This window comes from Rathayibacter sp. AY1F2, assembly GCF_002930885.1.
GTDB lineage: Bacteria > Actinomycetota > Actinomycetes > Actinomycetales > Microbacteriaceae > Rathayibacter.
The window spans coordinates 157,763-172,033 of record NZ_PSVG01000002.1 but is presented as its reverse complement, the minus strand read 5'-3'; the positions used below and the strand labels follow the sequence as shown (position 1 = coordinate 172,033).

Below are 14,271 nucleotides of genomic sequence, written 5' to 3'. Positions count from 1 at the left end.
CGGGCGCCGCCGGGCGACCGGAGGGGGAGGGCCGGGAGGCCCATGCCTCAGCCTGCGCGCCGCTCCCCCCGATCGGGGAGGCCCTTGCCACCGCCCGCGCGGGCCGCTACCCGCCTCCGCCTACTGCCGCGAGAACGCCTCCTGGTACAGCGCCGCGAGCTCGGGGGAGCTCTCACCGCTGAGGCCGCAGGTCAGGATCGTGTCGCCGTCGGCCGCGACCAGGTAGTCGACCCCGGTCTCGAAGACGATGGGGGCCCCGTCCACCGCCGTCTCCCTGCCCTGGGTGACCGTGACGCCGTCGCCGACCTCGCCCGCGTAGCGCTCGAGCACGTGCAGGGTGACGGTGCTCCCGTCGATCGAGCGGACCTCGGCCCGGAACGCGAGCTGAGCGGGGGCCAGCGCGGCGGCCGTCACCGGCGAGCACGCGGCCATCGGCCCGCCCGTGCTCGGCAGGATCAGCGTCGAGGTGCTGCCCCCGCCCACGCCGAGCGCGAAGGGCAGCAGGAGGGAGGCGGCGGCCCCGGCGCTCAGCGCGCCGACTCCCACGATCAGCCAGGGGGAGCGGCGGCGGGAGTGCACCGTCCGCGTGCCCTCGCCCGTGGCGGCGGCGATCTGCTCGGCGAGCTCGTCGCGGTCGAGCGCGGGGAGGCTCCGCGCGGGGTCGACCGTGCGGAGGAGGCGGCGGACGTCCTCGTCGTCGGTTCCGGTCATCGGAGTCCCCCTTCGGGCGCGTGCGGGTCGGTGGAGTCGTAGAGCTCGGCGAAGCGGCGCCGCGCGCGATGAAGGCGGATCGAGACGGCGTTCGCCGTGACTCCGAGGACCGCGGCGATCCCGCGGACGTCGAGCTCCTCCCACGCCCAGAGGCGCAGCAGCTCGGCGTCCTGCTCGCGCATCCGGGCGAGCACGAGGCGCACGGTCTCCTCCGCGCCCGACGCCTCGCCCTCGTCGATCTGCACCTGGGGCGGATCGACGACCGCGATCCGCTGGGCGAGCATGACCTGCCGGCGCTGCATCCGCCGGGCGTTCTGCAGCTGGAGCCGGGCGACGCCGATCGCCCACGGCACCGGGTCGTCCTCGGGGACGTCGGCGCTGCGGCGCCAGAGCACCGAGAGCGTCGCGGCGAGCACGTCGTCGGCGGTGGCGGAGTCGGTGCGCCGCCAGAGGTAGCGGCGGACGGGATCGGCGACCGCGGCGGCGACCGCGGCGAACCGGTCGGGACCCGCGAGGGGAGCTGGCATGTGCCTCATGCTCCCTCCTGTCCGGGATCGGCGCACATCTTTCACCGGCGCGCCGAGCGGGACTCCGCGCTCTTCCAGCAGCGCGGGAGCGCGGGTCGGCGCTCAACGCCGCGAGGCGCCGACGAACTCCAGCCAGCCGGCCACGAACGGCTCGATGTCGTCCACCTCGTCCAGCGCGAGAGCGTCCAGATCGACTCCGCGGCACTCCAGCGTGAGGACGTGCCCGCGCACCCACGCGGCCGCGCGCACCGCGCCGGCTCCCTCCCACACCTCGAAGGGCTCCGGAGCCCCGTCGACGGGGATCTCCGCGATCCGCGTGGGAGCGGGCAGCGCCTCCGGCTGCACGAACGAGACGGGCGCCTCCTCCCGGCAGCAGAGCAGCGCGACGTCGTGCCGCGGATCGCCGAGGGTCGTGCGGATCTCGACGGAGGGCCCCGTCCCGCCCGGGACCGCGTCGTCGGCGAGGAACGAGAGCCCCCGCGGGCCGCCCGTCAGCGTCCACTCCGCCAGCAGCCGCGGACCGTTCCAGCCCGAGACCGCCCAGAGCGGGAGGTCGCCGAACGACCCGCGGATCCGCGCGACCCGCTCGGCGAGGTGCGCGGAGAACTCCTCCTCACCGAGACGCCGCGCTCCGTCCATGGCCCGATCGTAGGTCGGGTGCCGCGGCACGGCCAGACCCCTCGCTACTGTGAACGTCGACCCCCGCCTCCCTTCCCCGCCGAGGAGCCCCATGCCCATCTGGACCCTGCACGGAGACGGCCGCACCGTCGAGCCCGGCGCCGTCGTCGCCCCCGGCGAGCGGCTCGCCTGGCCGGCGACGATCGCCATCGGCATCCAGCACGTCGTCGCCATGTTCGGAGCGACGTTCCTCGTGCCCGTGCTCACCGGGTTCCCGGTCGCCACGACCCTGCTCTTCTCCGGAGTCGGGACGCTGCTGTTCCTCCTGATCACGCGCAACCGGCTCCCCAGCTACCTCGGCTCGAGCTTCGCGTTCATCGCGCCCGTCACGGCCGCGACCGCCGTCGGAGGGACGGGGTCGGCGCTCGCCGGAGTCGTCGCCGTGGGCCTCCTCCTGGCCGCCGTCGGCGTCCTCGTGCAGGTCGTCGGCCTCGGCTGGATCGACAGGCTGATGCCCCCGGTCGTCGCCGGCGCGATCGTCGCCCTGATCGGGTTCAACCTGGCTCCGACCGCGTACCTCAGCTTCAAGCAGGCGCCGATCACCGGGACGATCACGCTCGCCGCGATCATCCTGTCGAGCGTGTTCCTCCGCGGCTTCCTCGGCCGCGTCTCGATCTTCCTCGGCGTGGTCATCGGCTACGTCGTCGCCCTGCTCCGGAACGAGATCGACTACTCCGCGGTCGGCGCGGCCGACTGGTTCGGCCTGCCGCCGTTCACCTTCCCCGACTTCGCCTCCGGATCCACGTGGTCGGGCATCGCGATGTTCCTGCCGGTCGTGCTCGTCCTCATCGCCGAGAACGTCGGACACGTCCGCGGCGTCGCGACGATGACCGACGCCTCCGCCAACGCCAGCACCGGCCGGGCCCTGATCGCGGACGGTGTGGCGACCACCCTCTCCGGCGCCTTCGGCGGCTCCGGCACCACGACCTACGGCGAGAACATCGGAGTGATGGCGGCCACCCGCGTGTACTCGACGGCCGCCTACTGGGTCGCCGGCGTCACCGCGATCCTGCTCAGCCTCTCGCCCAAGGTCGGCGCCGTCTTCAACTCGATCCCGGCCGGAGTGCTGGGCGGCGCGACCACCGCGCTCTACGGCCTGATCGGCGTGATCGGCATCAAGATCTGGATCGACAACCGCGTCGACTTCTCGCGCCCGGTCAACCAGTACACCGCCGCGGTCTCCCTCGTGATCGCGATCGCCGGCTTCTCGTTCTCCTCCGGCGGCTTCGAACTCGGCGGCATCGTCCTCGGCGCCGGTGCCGCCCTCGTGATCTACCACCTGGGCAACGCCATCGCCCGCTGGCGCCGCACCGGCGCCGACGACGGCGGCCCCCTCCCCGCCATCGGCCAGCTCGGCGGCGACCCGCAGGACCGCTGACCGCGGCCTGCTCCGAGACACCGCTCCAGCGCCGAGGCACCGGCCACGACGCGGTGTCTCGGTGCTGAGGGCGGTGTCCGGGTGCGGCGAGTCGCTTCGACGGGCCGGCGTCCCTCGATCGCCCGGGTCGTAGGGTTCGAGGGTGCTCGAACCCCTCGTCCCCGTGCTCTCCTTCACCCGCTACGACATGAGCGCCGCAGGATCGGCGGCATCGCTGTTCCTCGACCGCACCACTCTCTGCGGGATCTACGTCCTGGAGTTCGAGAACGGCCAGCGGTACGTCGGTCAGACCACGAACATCGTGAGCCGGTACGCGACGCACAGACGCCACCACGGCGACGTCGTCGCCTTCCGCTTCGCTCCGTGTCGACGTGACGACCTCGACCGCGCGGAAGTGGCCGAGATCCGGAGGCAGGAGGCCGAGCACAGCCTGCGCAACCTCGCGCTCACCGGCTGGCCGGGAGGCGTCGACGACCTCGGTGTCACCCTGGAGGAGGGGCGGAGCGTCCTTCTGCCCTGGAACAGGGCCGACCGTCCGCGTGTGGGCGAGGAGGGCGAGGTGACGATGCCGGGCCGGTTCTGGGAGCTGGTCCGCCGCGAGGACTACCTCGACCTCTCCGCCGCCCTGGGCAGGTACATCGGCGAAACGGTCCCCGATCCGTTCGGAACACAGCAGATCCTGTGGACGGTGTCCGCTCTGCCGTCCACGAGGCGGACGAAGAAGCGGCGCCGCCTCCTCACTCTGAGCTGCGGAGTGCTGGAGACGGTCTTCGTTCAGGAGGACCTGGAGACCGGGGAGATCGTCATCGCTGTCAATGTCGATGCACCGACGTTCGCGGAGCGGCTGGGTCAGCAGGGAGTCAGTGAGCTCCCGCCCGCTTTCGGCATCGAGTACTCGACCAGCTACAAGAGCGCGGAGGTCAGCGCCTGGGAGTTCGAGTCGTGGGAGCAGTTCTGGGAGGCGCTCGACTTCGAGCCGTTCGTCGAGGCCGCATACAAGCTCAATACGACGCTGATGCGGCGAGGCGGCAGCCCCCTCCGCCGTCATCACAACCCGTTCTTCGCCAGCGACCTGCTGTTCTCCGCGGTCAGGTTCGATGCCGAGGGCGATCGACCGATAGAGGAGCCGGCCGGCTGAGCGGCGCTGCCGCTCCCGAGACGCCGCCGTGCCGTCCGGACGCCGCCCTCCCGCGGACGTCCCGGCGCGCACGGCGGCGTCTCGGGCGCCCGCCGGAGCCGTCCCGGCGCGCGCACCGCAGCACCGCCTCCGCTTACCACGTTCGGGGCAGTCCGCAACCCGGTGCGCTCCCAGGCGGCTCCCGCCTAACGTCGAGCGTGACGACCGCAGCAGCGGAACGCCGCACACCGAGTGAGACAGCAAGGAGCACCACCGTGCCGCAGATCATCGAGACCGTCGACGTCAACGTCCCCGTGTCCGTCGCCTACAACCAGTGGACCCAGTTCGAGGAGTTCCCGCGCTTCCTCGACGAGGTCGAGTCGATCCAGCAGGTCACCGACACCCTCACCGTCTGGAAGGTGAAGGTCGGCCCCGTCGAGCGCGAGTTCGAGGCGAACATCACCGAGCAGCACCCCGACGAGCGCGTCGCGTGGAACAGCACCGGCGGCGAGACCGACCACGCGGGCGTCGTCACCTTCCACAAGCTCTCCGACACCGAGACCCGCGTCACCGTGCAGCTCGACTGGGAGCCGAAGGGCTTCCTCGAGACGCTCGGCTCGCTCGTCGGCGCCGGCAGCCACGCTGTGAAGAAGGACCTGAACAACTTCAAGGAGTACATCGAGAAGCAGGGCACCCCCGACGGTGCCTGGCGCGGCGACGTCGAGGCCTGAGCCGTGACCGACGCAGCCACCTCGTCCGAGGGCGAGAAGAAGGCGAACGGTCTCGGCGACGACGAGACCATCCCGCACTCCGAGGACGGGCTGGCGGTGGGGGTCTCCGGAGACTCGCACTTCAACCCCGAGGAGGACGCTCCCGAGGAGCCCTCCGAGAGCTGACGCTCTCCTCCGGGGAGCCCGACCGCTCTCCTCCGCGAGATGCCACTTGTGCACACGACACGCCGCGAGGCGTGCGCACAGGTGGCATCTCGCGGTTGAAGGCTCAGCGCCAGGCCCGGGTGTACTGCGGGGGCACCGGCAGGTCCGCGCCGAGCTCGTGCGCCATCCGCACCGGAGCGTTCGGGTCGCGCAGCAGCTCGCGGGCGAGCAGCACGACGTCGGCGTCGCCGTTCGCGACCACGCCCTCCGCCTGCTCCGCCGTGGTGATGAGTCCCACGGCGCCGACCAGCGCACCGGTCGCCTTCCGCAGGTCGCGCGCGAACGGCACCTGGTAGAGCGGCGCCACCGGGATGCTGGCGTGCACGAGTCCGCCGGTCGACACGTCGAAGAGGTCCACGCCCTCGGCGCGCGCCCACTCCGAGACGGTGATCGTCTCCCCCAGTGTCCAGCCGCCCTCGGCCCAGTCGGTCGCGGAGAAGCGGACGAGCAGCACGAGCTCCCCGATCTCGGCGCGGACCGCGCGGACGACCTCGAGCAGCAGGCGCGCCCGGTTCTCGAGCGAGCCGCCGTAGGAGTCCTCGCGGGTGTTCGAGAGCGGCGACAGGAACTGATGGAGCAGGTACCCGTGCGCGGCGTGCAGCTCGATCACGTCGAAGCCGGCGTCCGCGGCGCGGCGGGCGGAGGCGCGGAACGCCTCGACGAGGCCGGGCAGATCCTCCGCGGCCAGCTCGCGCGGCTCCGCGTAGCCCTCGAACGCGACGGCCGAGGGAGCGACGGTCGGCCAGCCGCCGTCCTCCAGCGGCACGGATCCGCGTCCGCTCCACTCGCGGTAGGTCGACGCCTTCCGGCCCGCGTGGGCGAGCTGCACGCCGGCGAGCGCGCCCTGCCCGTGCATGAAGTCGACGATCGGAGCCCAGGCGTCGCGCTGCTCGTCGTTCCACAGCCCCGTGTCCCAGGGGCTGATCCGCCCCTCGGGGACGACGGCGGTGGCCTCCGCGATGACGACGCCCGATCCGCCGCGCGCGAGCCCGCCGAGGTGCACGAGGTGCCACGAGGTGGGCACGCCGTCCTGCGCCTCCACCGAGTACTGGCACATCGGTGCCGCCCAGAGGCGGTTGCGCGCGGTCCTCGAGCGGAGCGTCAGCGGCTGGAACAAGGCGGTGTCGGTCATGTCTCTCCTGTCGTGCTTCTCCGCGGAACGCCGCTTCGGTAGGCGATACGCCGGTGAGGGCGCACGCCGGCGGCATCTCGCGGAGGGGGTCACGTGCTTCAACCGGGAGGAGAGCCCGGCTATGCCCGGATCAGCGCGGCCAGGTCGCCCCGGGCGCGTCCTGCCAGACGGTGCTCGGCGGAGCGAGCGACTCCAGCTCCTCGAACAGCGCGTCGGGGATCTCGAGCGCGTCGTCGGCCACGAAGGAGTCGTAGTGCTCGGCGGAGGTGGCGCCGACGACCGTCGTCGTCACGCGGGGGTCGCGCGTCGAGAACTGCAGCGCGGCGGCGGCGAGCGGCACGCCCGCCCGGTCGCAGGCGGCTCCCATCGCCGCGACGGCGTCGACGATCTCGCGCGGCGCCGGCCGGTAGGCGTAGGAGGCGACCGGCTCCGGCCAGCGTGCGAGGGCGCCTCCGCCGTAGACCGCCGCGTTGACCACGATCACGCCGCGGTCGACGGACGCGTCGATCAGCTCCTCGGAGGAGCGGTCGACGAGCGTGAAGCGGTTGTGGGTGATCACGGCGTCGAACAGGCCGGTGTCGACGTAGTGGCGCAGCATCGGCGCAGGTCCGCCCGAGATCCCGATCGAGAGGGCGACGCCCGCCTCCTTCATCGCGACGAGCGCGCGGACCGGGCCGTCCTCGGCGAAGGCCTCGTCGTACGAGATGCGCTCCGGGTCGTGCAGGTAGAGCAGGGGGAGGACGTCCATCCCGAGGCGCTCGCGGCTCTCGTCGAGGCTGCGGCGCATCCGCTCGGCCGAGTAGCTGCCGGTGCTCGGGTCGCGGTCGAGCTTGGTGACCACGGTGATCCCCTCGGGGACGCCGCCGCGGGCCTGCAGGGCCTCGCCGATCAGGCGCTCGCTGTGGCCGCCGGCGTACTCGTTGGACGTGTCGACGACGGAGACGGCGCGGGTGGCGGCGTCGGAGTCGAGGACGCGCTCGAGGGCCGGCACCCGGTCGAGGTCGGCGACGCGCTCGGGGCGCCAGGAGGTGCCGAGGGTCAGCCGGGTGACGGTGGCGCCGGACGGGCCGAAGGGCCGGAGGCGGGAGGACTGCGGAGTCATCCGCTCAGCCTGGCAGCGCCGGGGTCCTCCCGCATCCCGCGGCGGATGAACGGTCAGTGGACGGGAGGGCTCTGCCCGACCACGCCGAAGCCCTGAAGCGTCGACGCGAGCGTTCCGGCGGAGAGGTGGGCGATCCGGAAGACGGTGTCGGAGCGGCGCGGCCGCCTCCGAGGTCGACGAGGTGTCGCGCTCGACGGGATCCCTCCGCGGGGCCTTCCGCGGGGCGCGATGACCGGGCGGCGGACCGGCCCGAGGCCGCCCTCACGGCGGGACGCGGGCCGGTGGTGCGGCCTAGGCTCGGCGCGTGACCGTCGATACCGCCGCCGCCGACTCCTCCGCCCGCTCCGCCGCGCTCGATGCTCTCGCCACTCCGGCGCTGGTGCTCGACGAGGCGGTGCTCGACCGCGACATCGCCGCCGTCGCCGCGGCTGCCCGCGAGCGGGGCCTGGCGCTCCGCCCCCACGCGAAGACGCACAAGTCGCTCGAGATCGCCCGCCGCCAGCTCGCCGCGGGGGCCGTCGGCCTCACCGTCGCGACCGTCTCGGAGGCCGAGGTCTTCGCCGCGGGAGGGATCCGCGACCTCTTCATCGCCTACCCGCTCTGGCTCGACGCCGAGCGCGCCGGGCGGCTCCGCCACGTCCTCGTGAGCGCCCGTGTGCGGGTCGGCGTCGACTCGGCGGAGTCGGCCGAGCGCCTGGCCGCGGCCCTGCCCGAGCGCGAGGGGCTTGAGGTCGTCGTCGAGATCGACTCCGGCCACCACCGCAGCGGCGTGCTCCCCGCCGAAGCCGGCGCGATCGCCGCGGCCGCCGTCTCGGCCGGGCTCGACGTCGCCGGCGTCTTCACCTTCCCCGGCCACAGCTACGCGGCCGGCAACGGAGCGGCGGCCGCCCGCGACGAGGCGCGCGCGCTCGCCGAGGCGGTCGCGTCGCTCGCGGCGTCCGGAGTCGAGGCCCGCGTGGTCAGCGGAGGCTCGACCCCGTCGGCCGCGTTCGCCGACTCCTCGGTGCTCACGGAGCTGCGCCCCGGGGTCTCGGCCCTCGGCGACGCCCAGCAGTGGGAGATCGGCACGATGACGCCCGAGGACATCGCCGTCACCGTCCTCGCCACGATCGTGTCCCGCCGCGGCGACCACCTGATCGCCGACGCGGGCAGCAAGGTGCTCTCCTCCGATCGTGGCGCGGCCTCGAGCGGCTTCGGCCGCCTCCCGGAGCACCCGGAGGCGCGCATCCCGGTGCTCTCGGAGCACCATGCGACGATCACCGGTGTCGACCTGCCCGTGGGGACGCGGGTGCGGATCGCGCCGAACCACGTCTGCGTCGCGGTGAACCTGGCCGACGAGTACCGCGTCCTCCTCCGCGACGGCGGCGGCGCCGTCTGGCCCGTCGACGCCCGCGGGCGGAACAGCTAGGCGATCCGCGAGCGCGGGATCCGCAGGCCGAGCAGCGCGCTCGCCGCCAGCAGCACGAAGGCGGAGGCGAAGGCCGCGGTCGGCGATGCGGCGTCGGCGAGAGCGCCTGCGAGCAGCGGCCCGATCACGCCGCCCAGGTCGGACGCGGCCTGGAACACCGAGACCGGCTTGCCGCCGCGCTCGCCCGCGGCGTCACCGACCAGCGCACCCGGGGCCGTGCCCATGAAGGCGGCCGCCGCTCCGTAGACGCAGAGCAGCACGACGAGCAGCCACAGCTCCGAGACGAACGGCATCGCCAGCATCGCCACCGCCGCGACGGAGAATCCGCCGATCAGCGCCGGGCGCCGGCCGACCGTGTCGACGAAGCGGCCGGCGGGCGCGAGCGCGATCGTCTGCACCACCGCGGCGATCGCGAACGCGATGCCGGTCCAGGCGGGCTGCCCGCCGAGCCCCTCGACGACGAGCACGGGGACGAGCGTCGCGCGGACTCCCATCGCCGACCAGCCGAGGGCGAAGTTCGCCAGCACCGCGCTCTGGTACCGGCGGTCGCGGGCGACCTCGCGCAGGGGCTTCGTCCTCGCCGCGGCGGACGGTGGCGCGTCGCGCTCCGGCCGCTGCAGCAGGATCAGCCCGACGAGCCCCGCGATCGCGAGCGTGCCGGCGTAGAAGAAGAAGGGGGCGGTGAGCGAGATCGCCGTGAGCACGCCGCCCACCGCGGGGCCCGCCATGCCGCCGAGCAGGAAACCGCCCTGGTAGAAGCCGATCGAGCGGCCGCGCCGCTCCGGGCTCGCGGTGCGCAGGAGGAGCGTCATCGCCGCGACGGAGAACATCGCGGAGCCGATGCCGCCGACTCCGCGCAGCAGGAGGAGGTGCGGGTAGTCGGAGGCGAAGCCGACCAGCGCCGAGGAGAGCGCGACGATGCCGATGCCGACGGCGAGCACGACCCGCTCGCCGAACCGGTCGACGAGCGGCCCCACGAACGGATTCGCGACCAGCCGCATCAGCGCGAACGCCGAGACGACCGCGCCGACCGCCGTGTAGTCGACGCCGAAGCTGCGCACGTAGGTCGGCAGCACCGGCACGACGACGCCGAACCCCAGCATCACGAAGAAGGCGACGACCCCCAGCACGAGCACGTCCCGCGGCAGTCGCTCGCTGTCTCGGGAACGCCACGGGAATCGCACCTGTCGACGCTACCCCTTCTCGAGGGCCCGGCCCGCGCCTCCATGTGTCGAGTTCGCGCCGACCGTCCGACACCCTCTCCGCGATGGATACGGTCCCAGGACCCGATGGATCTGCCGGCGAATGAGGAGACGTCATGAAGAGTTCTCTGTGGTTCGGGTCCGGTCTCGCTGTCGTCGCGCTGGCGCTGACGTCGGTTCTCGGGGCGCAGGTGGCCACGGCCGCTCCGATTCAGCCGAACAAGAACTGCGAGGACGAGTTTCTAGGGGGGTGCGTGAAGTGGTACACCGGCGTCGCGACCTGCGATCACATCGTCGAGACCAGTGCCCCGGAATATCGCAAGAAGGCCTGCGCGGTCTGGGTCACGACGGGGACGATGCACATCGAGCGATGAACGATGGTGGACCGCACGACCGCCTCATCGGCGGTACTCGTATCCGTGCTGCTCCTCGTGGGCTGCACCGAGCCGGGAGGCGATCAGGAGGCCGCTCCCTGTGTCCCGCTCGAGCGCACGTGGAACGACTACGCGCCGGAACTCGATCCCGTTCTGCGTCCACCGTTTCGCGAAGCCCTCGAGGGCTTCGACGAGAGCTCCTCGAACTCGATCGCGTCCGACGCTGCTCGTCTCGCCACGAGCAATCTGCTCTCCGCGATCTCCGGGGATCGACGAGCGAGCGAGTACTTCTGGAACGCCATGGACCTGATCGGCCGTGAGTGCGCCGAGGCGGGAGTCCCGCTGTCGTTCGACCACCACGGCGAGCAGCTGACGACGGGGAGCAGCGCCGACCTTGGGCGCCCGCCCTGGGCTCTCGATCCGCCGCCTCAGCCGGAGAGCGGCACGATCGAGCCGACGATCCCGGAGTAGCTCACGTAGTAGAGGACGCCGTCGCGGTGGAGGACGCCGCGGCCGGGGTAGCTCTCGTCCGGTCCGTCGGGCCCGTCGAGGAAGCCCGGAGCCGCGGTGTCGTCGGCGGTGAACCCGTCGGCGAGGAGCGCGGCGCTCCGGTCAGGCCACTCCGCGTCCGGGACCGCCAGCTGCCCGACCACGACCGACACGTCGCCCTGGCCGCTCCACCGGCAGAGCACCCCGTCCTCGGCGATCTCCTGCACGACGGGGTAGTCGACGTCGTAGACCGTCGCCTCGGGCGAGAGGGCGAGGCCGTCCTCGGCGAGCGACGCCTCCTCCTCGGCCGTGAGCAGGTCCTCGCAGGGGAGCAGGGCGGTGGCCGGGGTCGCGGTGGGCAGCGGAGTCGCGCTGCCGGCGCTCGCGGTCGGCACGGCACTGCTCGGCGTCGGAGCGCTCGAGATCAGCGGTGGAGCTGTCGTCGGGGCCGTCCCCCCGTCGGCGCTTCCCGTGCAGCCGCTCAGCGCGAGCAGCCCCGCCGCGCAGGCGAGCAGCGCACCGGCGCCCCTCGCGGTCGTCGTCCGGATCATCGCGAGCCCCCTCGTCCGCGGCGGCCGCATCGCCGCCCCCTCGATCCTCTCCTCCGCCCTCGCCGGCTGTCCACCGCCCCCGGCCGGCGCAGAGGCGACTACCGCTTCGGCCCCGCGCCGATCGCCCAGACCCGCGGCGGCACGGTGCCGTTGACCGCGTGGTCGCCGACGATCCGCGCCTTGAACACCCACGGATTGTGGCTCGCTGCCGTGCGCGCGTTGCGCCAGTGCCGGTCGAGGTTCTTGCGGGTGCTCACCCCGGAGGCGCCCAGCGCGTCGAAGAGGTCGGAGGTCGCCCGGGTGGCCAGTTGCGTCAGGACGATCTGGGCCTGCGCCGTCTCGAGCTCGGCGAGGTCGTTCTGCCGCTCGTCCTCGAGCGGGTCGCCGTCGAGGGCCGCGTCGTGCGCCCGCTGCAGCGCGACCGCCGCGCGCTCCACGATCGCCGCTCCCGCATAGGCGGCGGCCGAGACCTGCCCCACCACCTGCAGGATCTGCGGATCCGCCGCGAACGACTCGGCGTTCCCGTGCGAGAAGATCCGCGTCCGCGCCCGCACCTCGGCTGCGATCTCGCGCTCGGCCCCCGCGATCGAGCCCGCCAGCACGGCCAGCAGCACCGCCTGGTAGAACGCGGTCTGGTAGCGGAACCGGGTCTCGAAGTCGATCACGTCCTCGGCCGCGACCACCGCCTCCGTGAAGGTGCTCGTCCCCGAGCCGGTGGTGCGCTGGCCGAAGCCGTCCCAGTCGTCGGCGTGCTCGACGCCCGCCTGGCGAGCGTCGACGATCGCGATCACCTTCTGCCCGGTGTCGGTGCGCTGGGCGAAGGTGTCGATCCAGTCGGCGAAGACGCTGCCGGTGGAGTAGTACTTCGTGCCGGTCACCGTGAACCGCGTCGGGTCGCCCTCGACCGGAGCGACCTTCGTCTGCACGTCGCCGATCGCGACCGTGCCGACCTCGGTCCAGGCGTTGCCGCCGAGCTCGCCGTCGGCGAAGCGCCGGAGCCAGCGCTCGCGGGTCCCGTCGGTCGCGAGCAGCCGGTCCTCGACCAGGGCGAAGTGGCCGCGGAGCGCCTGGGGGAGGTTGGAGTCGGCGGCGGCCAGCTCCGTCAGCAGGCGGAACAGCTGGGGGAGGCTCGCGCCGGCCCCGCCGGACTCCAGTGGCACGCGCACCGCGCCGAACCCGGCGTCCGCCAGCGCTCGGATCTGCGCGACCGGCAGCTCGCGCGCGCTCTCCCGCGCCGCCGCCCCCGCCGCGATCTCGGCGAACAGCGGCCGGAACCGCCCCGCCAGTTCCTCGTAGTCCACCTCGGGCACGGCCCGCACGTCGGTCGCGGTCATCGTCGGCTCCTGTTCCGCTGCGCCCACCCCGGGCGGCTCGTGCTCGACGGTAGGGGAGGAGCCCGGTCCGCGGTCCGCCCGTGACGCCCGGTGTCCCTCCGTGACGCCCGGTGTCCCTCCGTGACCTCCGGTGTCCCTCCGTGACGCCCGGATCGGGGAATGCCTCGCCCCCGGGGCTGTTGGCCCAGGGGATGTCCTCCACCACTCCCGTCCCCCCGTCCGACCCCCGCAGCGCCCTCGTCGTCGGTGCGACCGGCATCGGCGGCTCCGCCCTCGTCGACCTGCTCACCGAGCAGGGCTGGCCGGTGACCGCCCTCTCGCGCCGCCCGATCGACGCGCGCCCCGGCGTCACTCCGCTCGCCGCCGACCTTCGCTCCGCCGAGGACCTGGCCCGCGTGCTCGCCGACCAGCGCCCCACGCACGTCTTCTTCACCGCCTGGTCGCGCCAGGCGACGGAGGAGGAGAACATCGCGGTCAACGGCGGCATGGTCCGCGACCTCCTCGCCGCGCTCGCGCACGCTCCCGTCGAGCACGTCGCGCTGGTGACCGGCCTCAAGCACTACCTGGGCCCGTTCGAGGCGTACGGGCAGGGCGCGATGCCCGACACCCCGTTCCACGAGGAGGAGGAGCGCCTCGACGCCCCGAACTTCTACTACGCGCAGGAGGACGAGCTCTTCGCCGCGGCCGGGCGCGCCGGGTTCACCTGGTCGGTGCACCGCTCGCACACGGTCATCGGGCACGCCGTCGGCAACGCGATGAACATGGGGCTGACCCTCGCGGTCGCGGCGTCGATCCACCGTGCCGAGGGCACCCCGTTCGTGTTCCCCGGCTCGCTCACGCAGTGGAACGGACTCACCGACATGACCGACGCGACGATCCTCGCCGAGCAGATGCTCTGGGCGTCGACGTCGGAGGCGGGCCGCGACCATGCCTTCAACGTGGTCAACGGCGACGTCTTCCGCTGGCGCTGGATGTGGACCCGGATCGCGGAGCACTTCGGCGTCGAGCCGGTCGGCCCGGGGGAGGAGCCGCAGCCGCTCGAGCAGCAGATGGCCGATGCCGAGCCCGTCTGGCGGCGCCTCGTCGACGAGCACGGGCTGATCGAGCCCGACCTCTCCCGCGTCGCCTCCTGGTGGCACACCGACGCCGACCTCGGCCGGAACCTCGAGGTCGTCACCGACATCGGCAAGTCCCGCCTCGCCGGCTTCACAGCGTTCCACCGGACGGTCGACTCGTTCACGGCGCTCTTCGACCGCTACCGCGCGGAGCACCTGATCCCCTAGCCCGCCGGCCCTCATCCGTCGCCGCTCCGTCGTCCGCCGGACACCCCGTC

At 73.3% G+C, this 14,271-nt stretch carries 16 protein-coding genes; 8 read left to right on the top strand and 8 right to left on the bottom strand.

Annotation, left to right across the window (positions count from 1 at the left end; translation table 11 throughout):
• Window positions 1-120: 120 nt before the first annotated feature.
• The 3 genes from C5C54_RS02525 to C5C54_RS02515 form a co-directional block, all read right to left on the bottom strand.
• Window positions 121-711 (bottom strand): hypothetical protein, encoded by a 591-nt coding sequence (locus tag C5C54_RS02525; RefSeq protein ID WP_104237812.1) that lies wholly within the window; start codon window positions 709-711, stop codon window positions 121-123.
• Window positions 708-1,238, bottom strand: a complete 531-nt coding sequence (locus C5C54_RS02520; RefSeq protein WP_160033683.1) for an RNA polymerase sigma factor — start codon at window positions 1,236-1,238, stop codon at window positions 708-710. Before C5C54_RS02520 ends, C5C54_RS02525 begins: the two co-directional genes overlap by 4 nt.
• Before the next feature lie 102 nt (window positions 1,239-1,340).
• Window positions 1,341-1,877, bottom strand: a complete 537-nt coding sequence (locus tag C5C54_RS02515) for a hypothetical protein (protein WP_104287719.1) — start codon at window positions 1,875-1,877, stop codon at window positions 1,341-1,343.
• A gap of 91 nt (window positions 1,878-1,968) precedes the next feature.
• Between C5C54_RS02515 and C5C54_RS02510 the strand changes: the two genes are divergently transcribed.
• From C5C54_RS02510 to C5C54_RS17825, 4 genes are all read left to right on the top strand, one after another.
• Entirely contained in the window at window positions 1,969-3,294 is a 1,326-nt protein-coding gene (locus tag C5C54_RS02510; protein ID WP_104225956.1) for a uracil-xanthine permease family protein, read from the top strand.
• Window positions 3,295-3,436: 142 nt separating this feature from the next.
• Window positions 3,437-4,432, top strand: coding sequence for a GIY-YIG nuclease family protein (locus C5C54_RS02505; protein ID WP_104287718.1), 996 nt, complete (start codon window positions 3,437-3,439; stop codon window positions 4,430-4,432).
• A 254-nt stretch (window positions 4,433-4,686) separates the two neighbouring features.
• Window positions 4,687-5,142: an SRPBCC family protein gene (locus tag C5C54_RS02500; protein ID WP_104224157.1), complete on the top strand. Its 456-nt coding sequence runs from the start codon at window positions 4,687-4,689 to the stop codon at window positions 5,140-5,142.
• A 3-nt stretch (window positions 5,143-5,145) separates the two neighbouring features.
• Window positions 5,146-5,307, top strand: a complete 162-nt coding sequence (locus C5C54_RS17825) for a hypothetical protein (RefSeq protein WP_167299017.1) — start codon at window positions 5,146-5,148, stop codon at window positions 5,305-5,307.
• Window positions 5,308-5,410: 103 nt separating this feature from the next.
• Here the strand turns inward: C5C54_RS17825 and C5C54_RS02495 are convergent, their stop codons facing one another.
• On the bottom strand, window positions 5,411-6,478 hold the full coding sequence (locus tag C5C54_RS02495) for an NADH:flavin oxidoreductase/NADH oxidase (protein ID WP_104287717.1): 1,068 nt from the start codon (window positions 6,476-6,478) through the stop codon (window positions 5,411-5,413).
• 130 nt (window positions 6,479-6,608) lie between these two features.
• A complete protein-coding gene (locus C5C54_RS02490; protein ID WP_104249740.1) occupies window positions 6,609-7,580 on the bottom strand; it encodes an aldo/keto reductase in 972 nt (323 codons plus the stop codon).
• A 304-nt stretch (window positions 7,581-7,884) separates the two neighbouring features.
• Here C5C54_RS02490 and C5C54_RS02485 point away from each other — a divergent pair, with 304 nt between their 5' ends.
• The gene (locus C5C54_RS02485; protein WP_104287716.1) at window positions 7,885-8,988 is read left to right on the top strand and encodes an alanine racemase; all 1,104 of its coding nucleotides are present in this window, start codon (window positions 7,885-7,887) and stop codon (window positions 8,986-8,988) included.
• On the opposite strand, the gene C5C54_RS02480 is transcribed toward C5C54_RS02485, so the two are convergent.
• On the bottom strand, window positions 8,985-10,172 hold the full coding sequence (locus C5C54_RS02480) for an MFS transporter (RefSeq protein WP_258063185.1): 1,188 nt from the start codon (window positions 10,170-10,172) through the stop codon (window positions 8,985-8,987). The genes C5C54_RS02485 and C5C54_RS02480 overlap by 4 nt on opposite strands.
• 134 nt (window positions 10,173-10,306) lie before the next feature.
• Between C5C54_RS02480 and C5C54_RS02475 the strand changes: the two genes are divergently transcribed.
• A complete protein-coding gene (locus C5C54_RS02475) occupies window positions 10,307-10,564 on the top strand; it encodes a hypothetical protein (RefSeq protein WP_104287715.1) in 258 nt (85 codons plus the stop codon).
• A 3-nt stretch (window positions 10,565-10,567) separates the two neighbouring features.
• Entirely contained in the window at window positions 10,568-11,035 is a 468-nt protein-coding gene (locus tag C5C54_RS02470) for a hypothetical protein (protein ID WP_104287714.1), read from the top strand.
• Here C5C54_RS02470 and C5C54_RS02465 read toward each other — a convergent pair.
• Entirely contained in the window at window positions 10,993-11,604 is a 612-nt protein-coding gene (locus tag C5C54_RS02465) for a hypothetical protein (protein ID WP_104287713.1), read from the bottom strand. The genes C5C54_RS02470 and C5C54_RS02465 overlap by 43 nt on opposite strands.
• 98 nt (window positions 11,605-11,702) lie before the next feature.
• Window positions 11,703-12,938 (bottom strand): acyl-CoA dehydrogenase family protein, encoded by a 1,236-nt coding sequence (locus tag C5C54_RS02460; protein WP_104233459.1) that lies wholly within the window; start codon window positions 12,936-12,938, stop codon window positions 11,703-11,705.
• A gap of 191 nt (window positions 12,939-13,129) precedes the next feature.
• Between C5C54_RS02460 and C5C54_RS02455 the strand changes: the two genes are divergently transcribed.
• Complete coding sequence (locus C5C54_RS02455; protein ID WP_104257125.1) at window positions 13,130-14,221, top strand: SDR family oxidoreductase; 1,092 nt, start codon at window positions 13,130-13,132, stop codon at window positions 14,219-14,221.
• Window positions 14,222-14,271 lie beyond the last annotated feature (50 nt).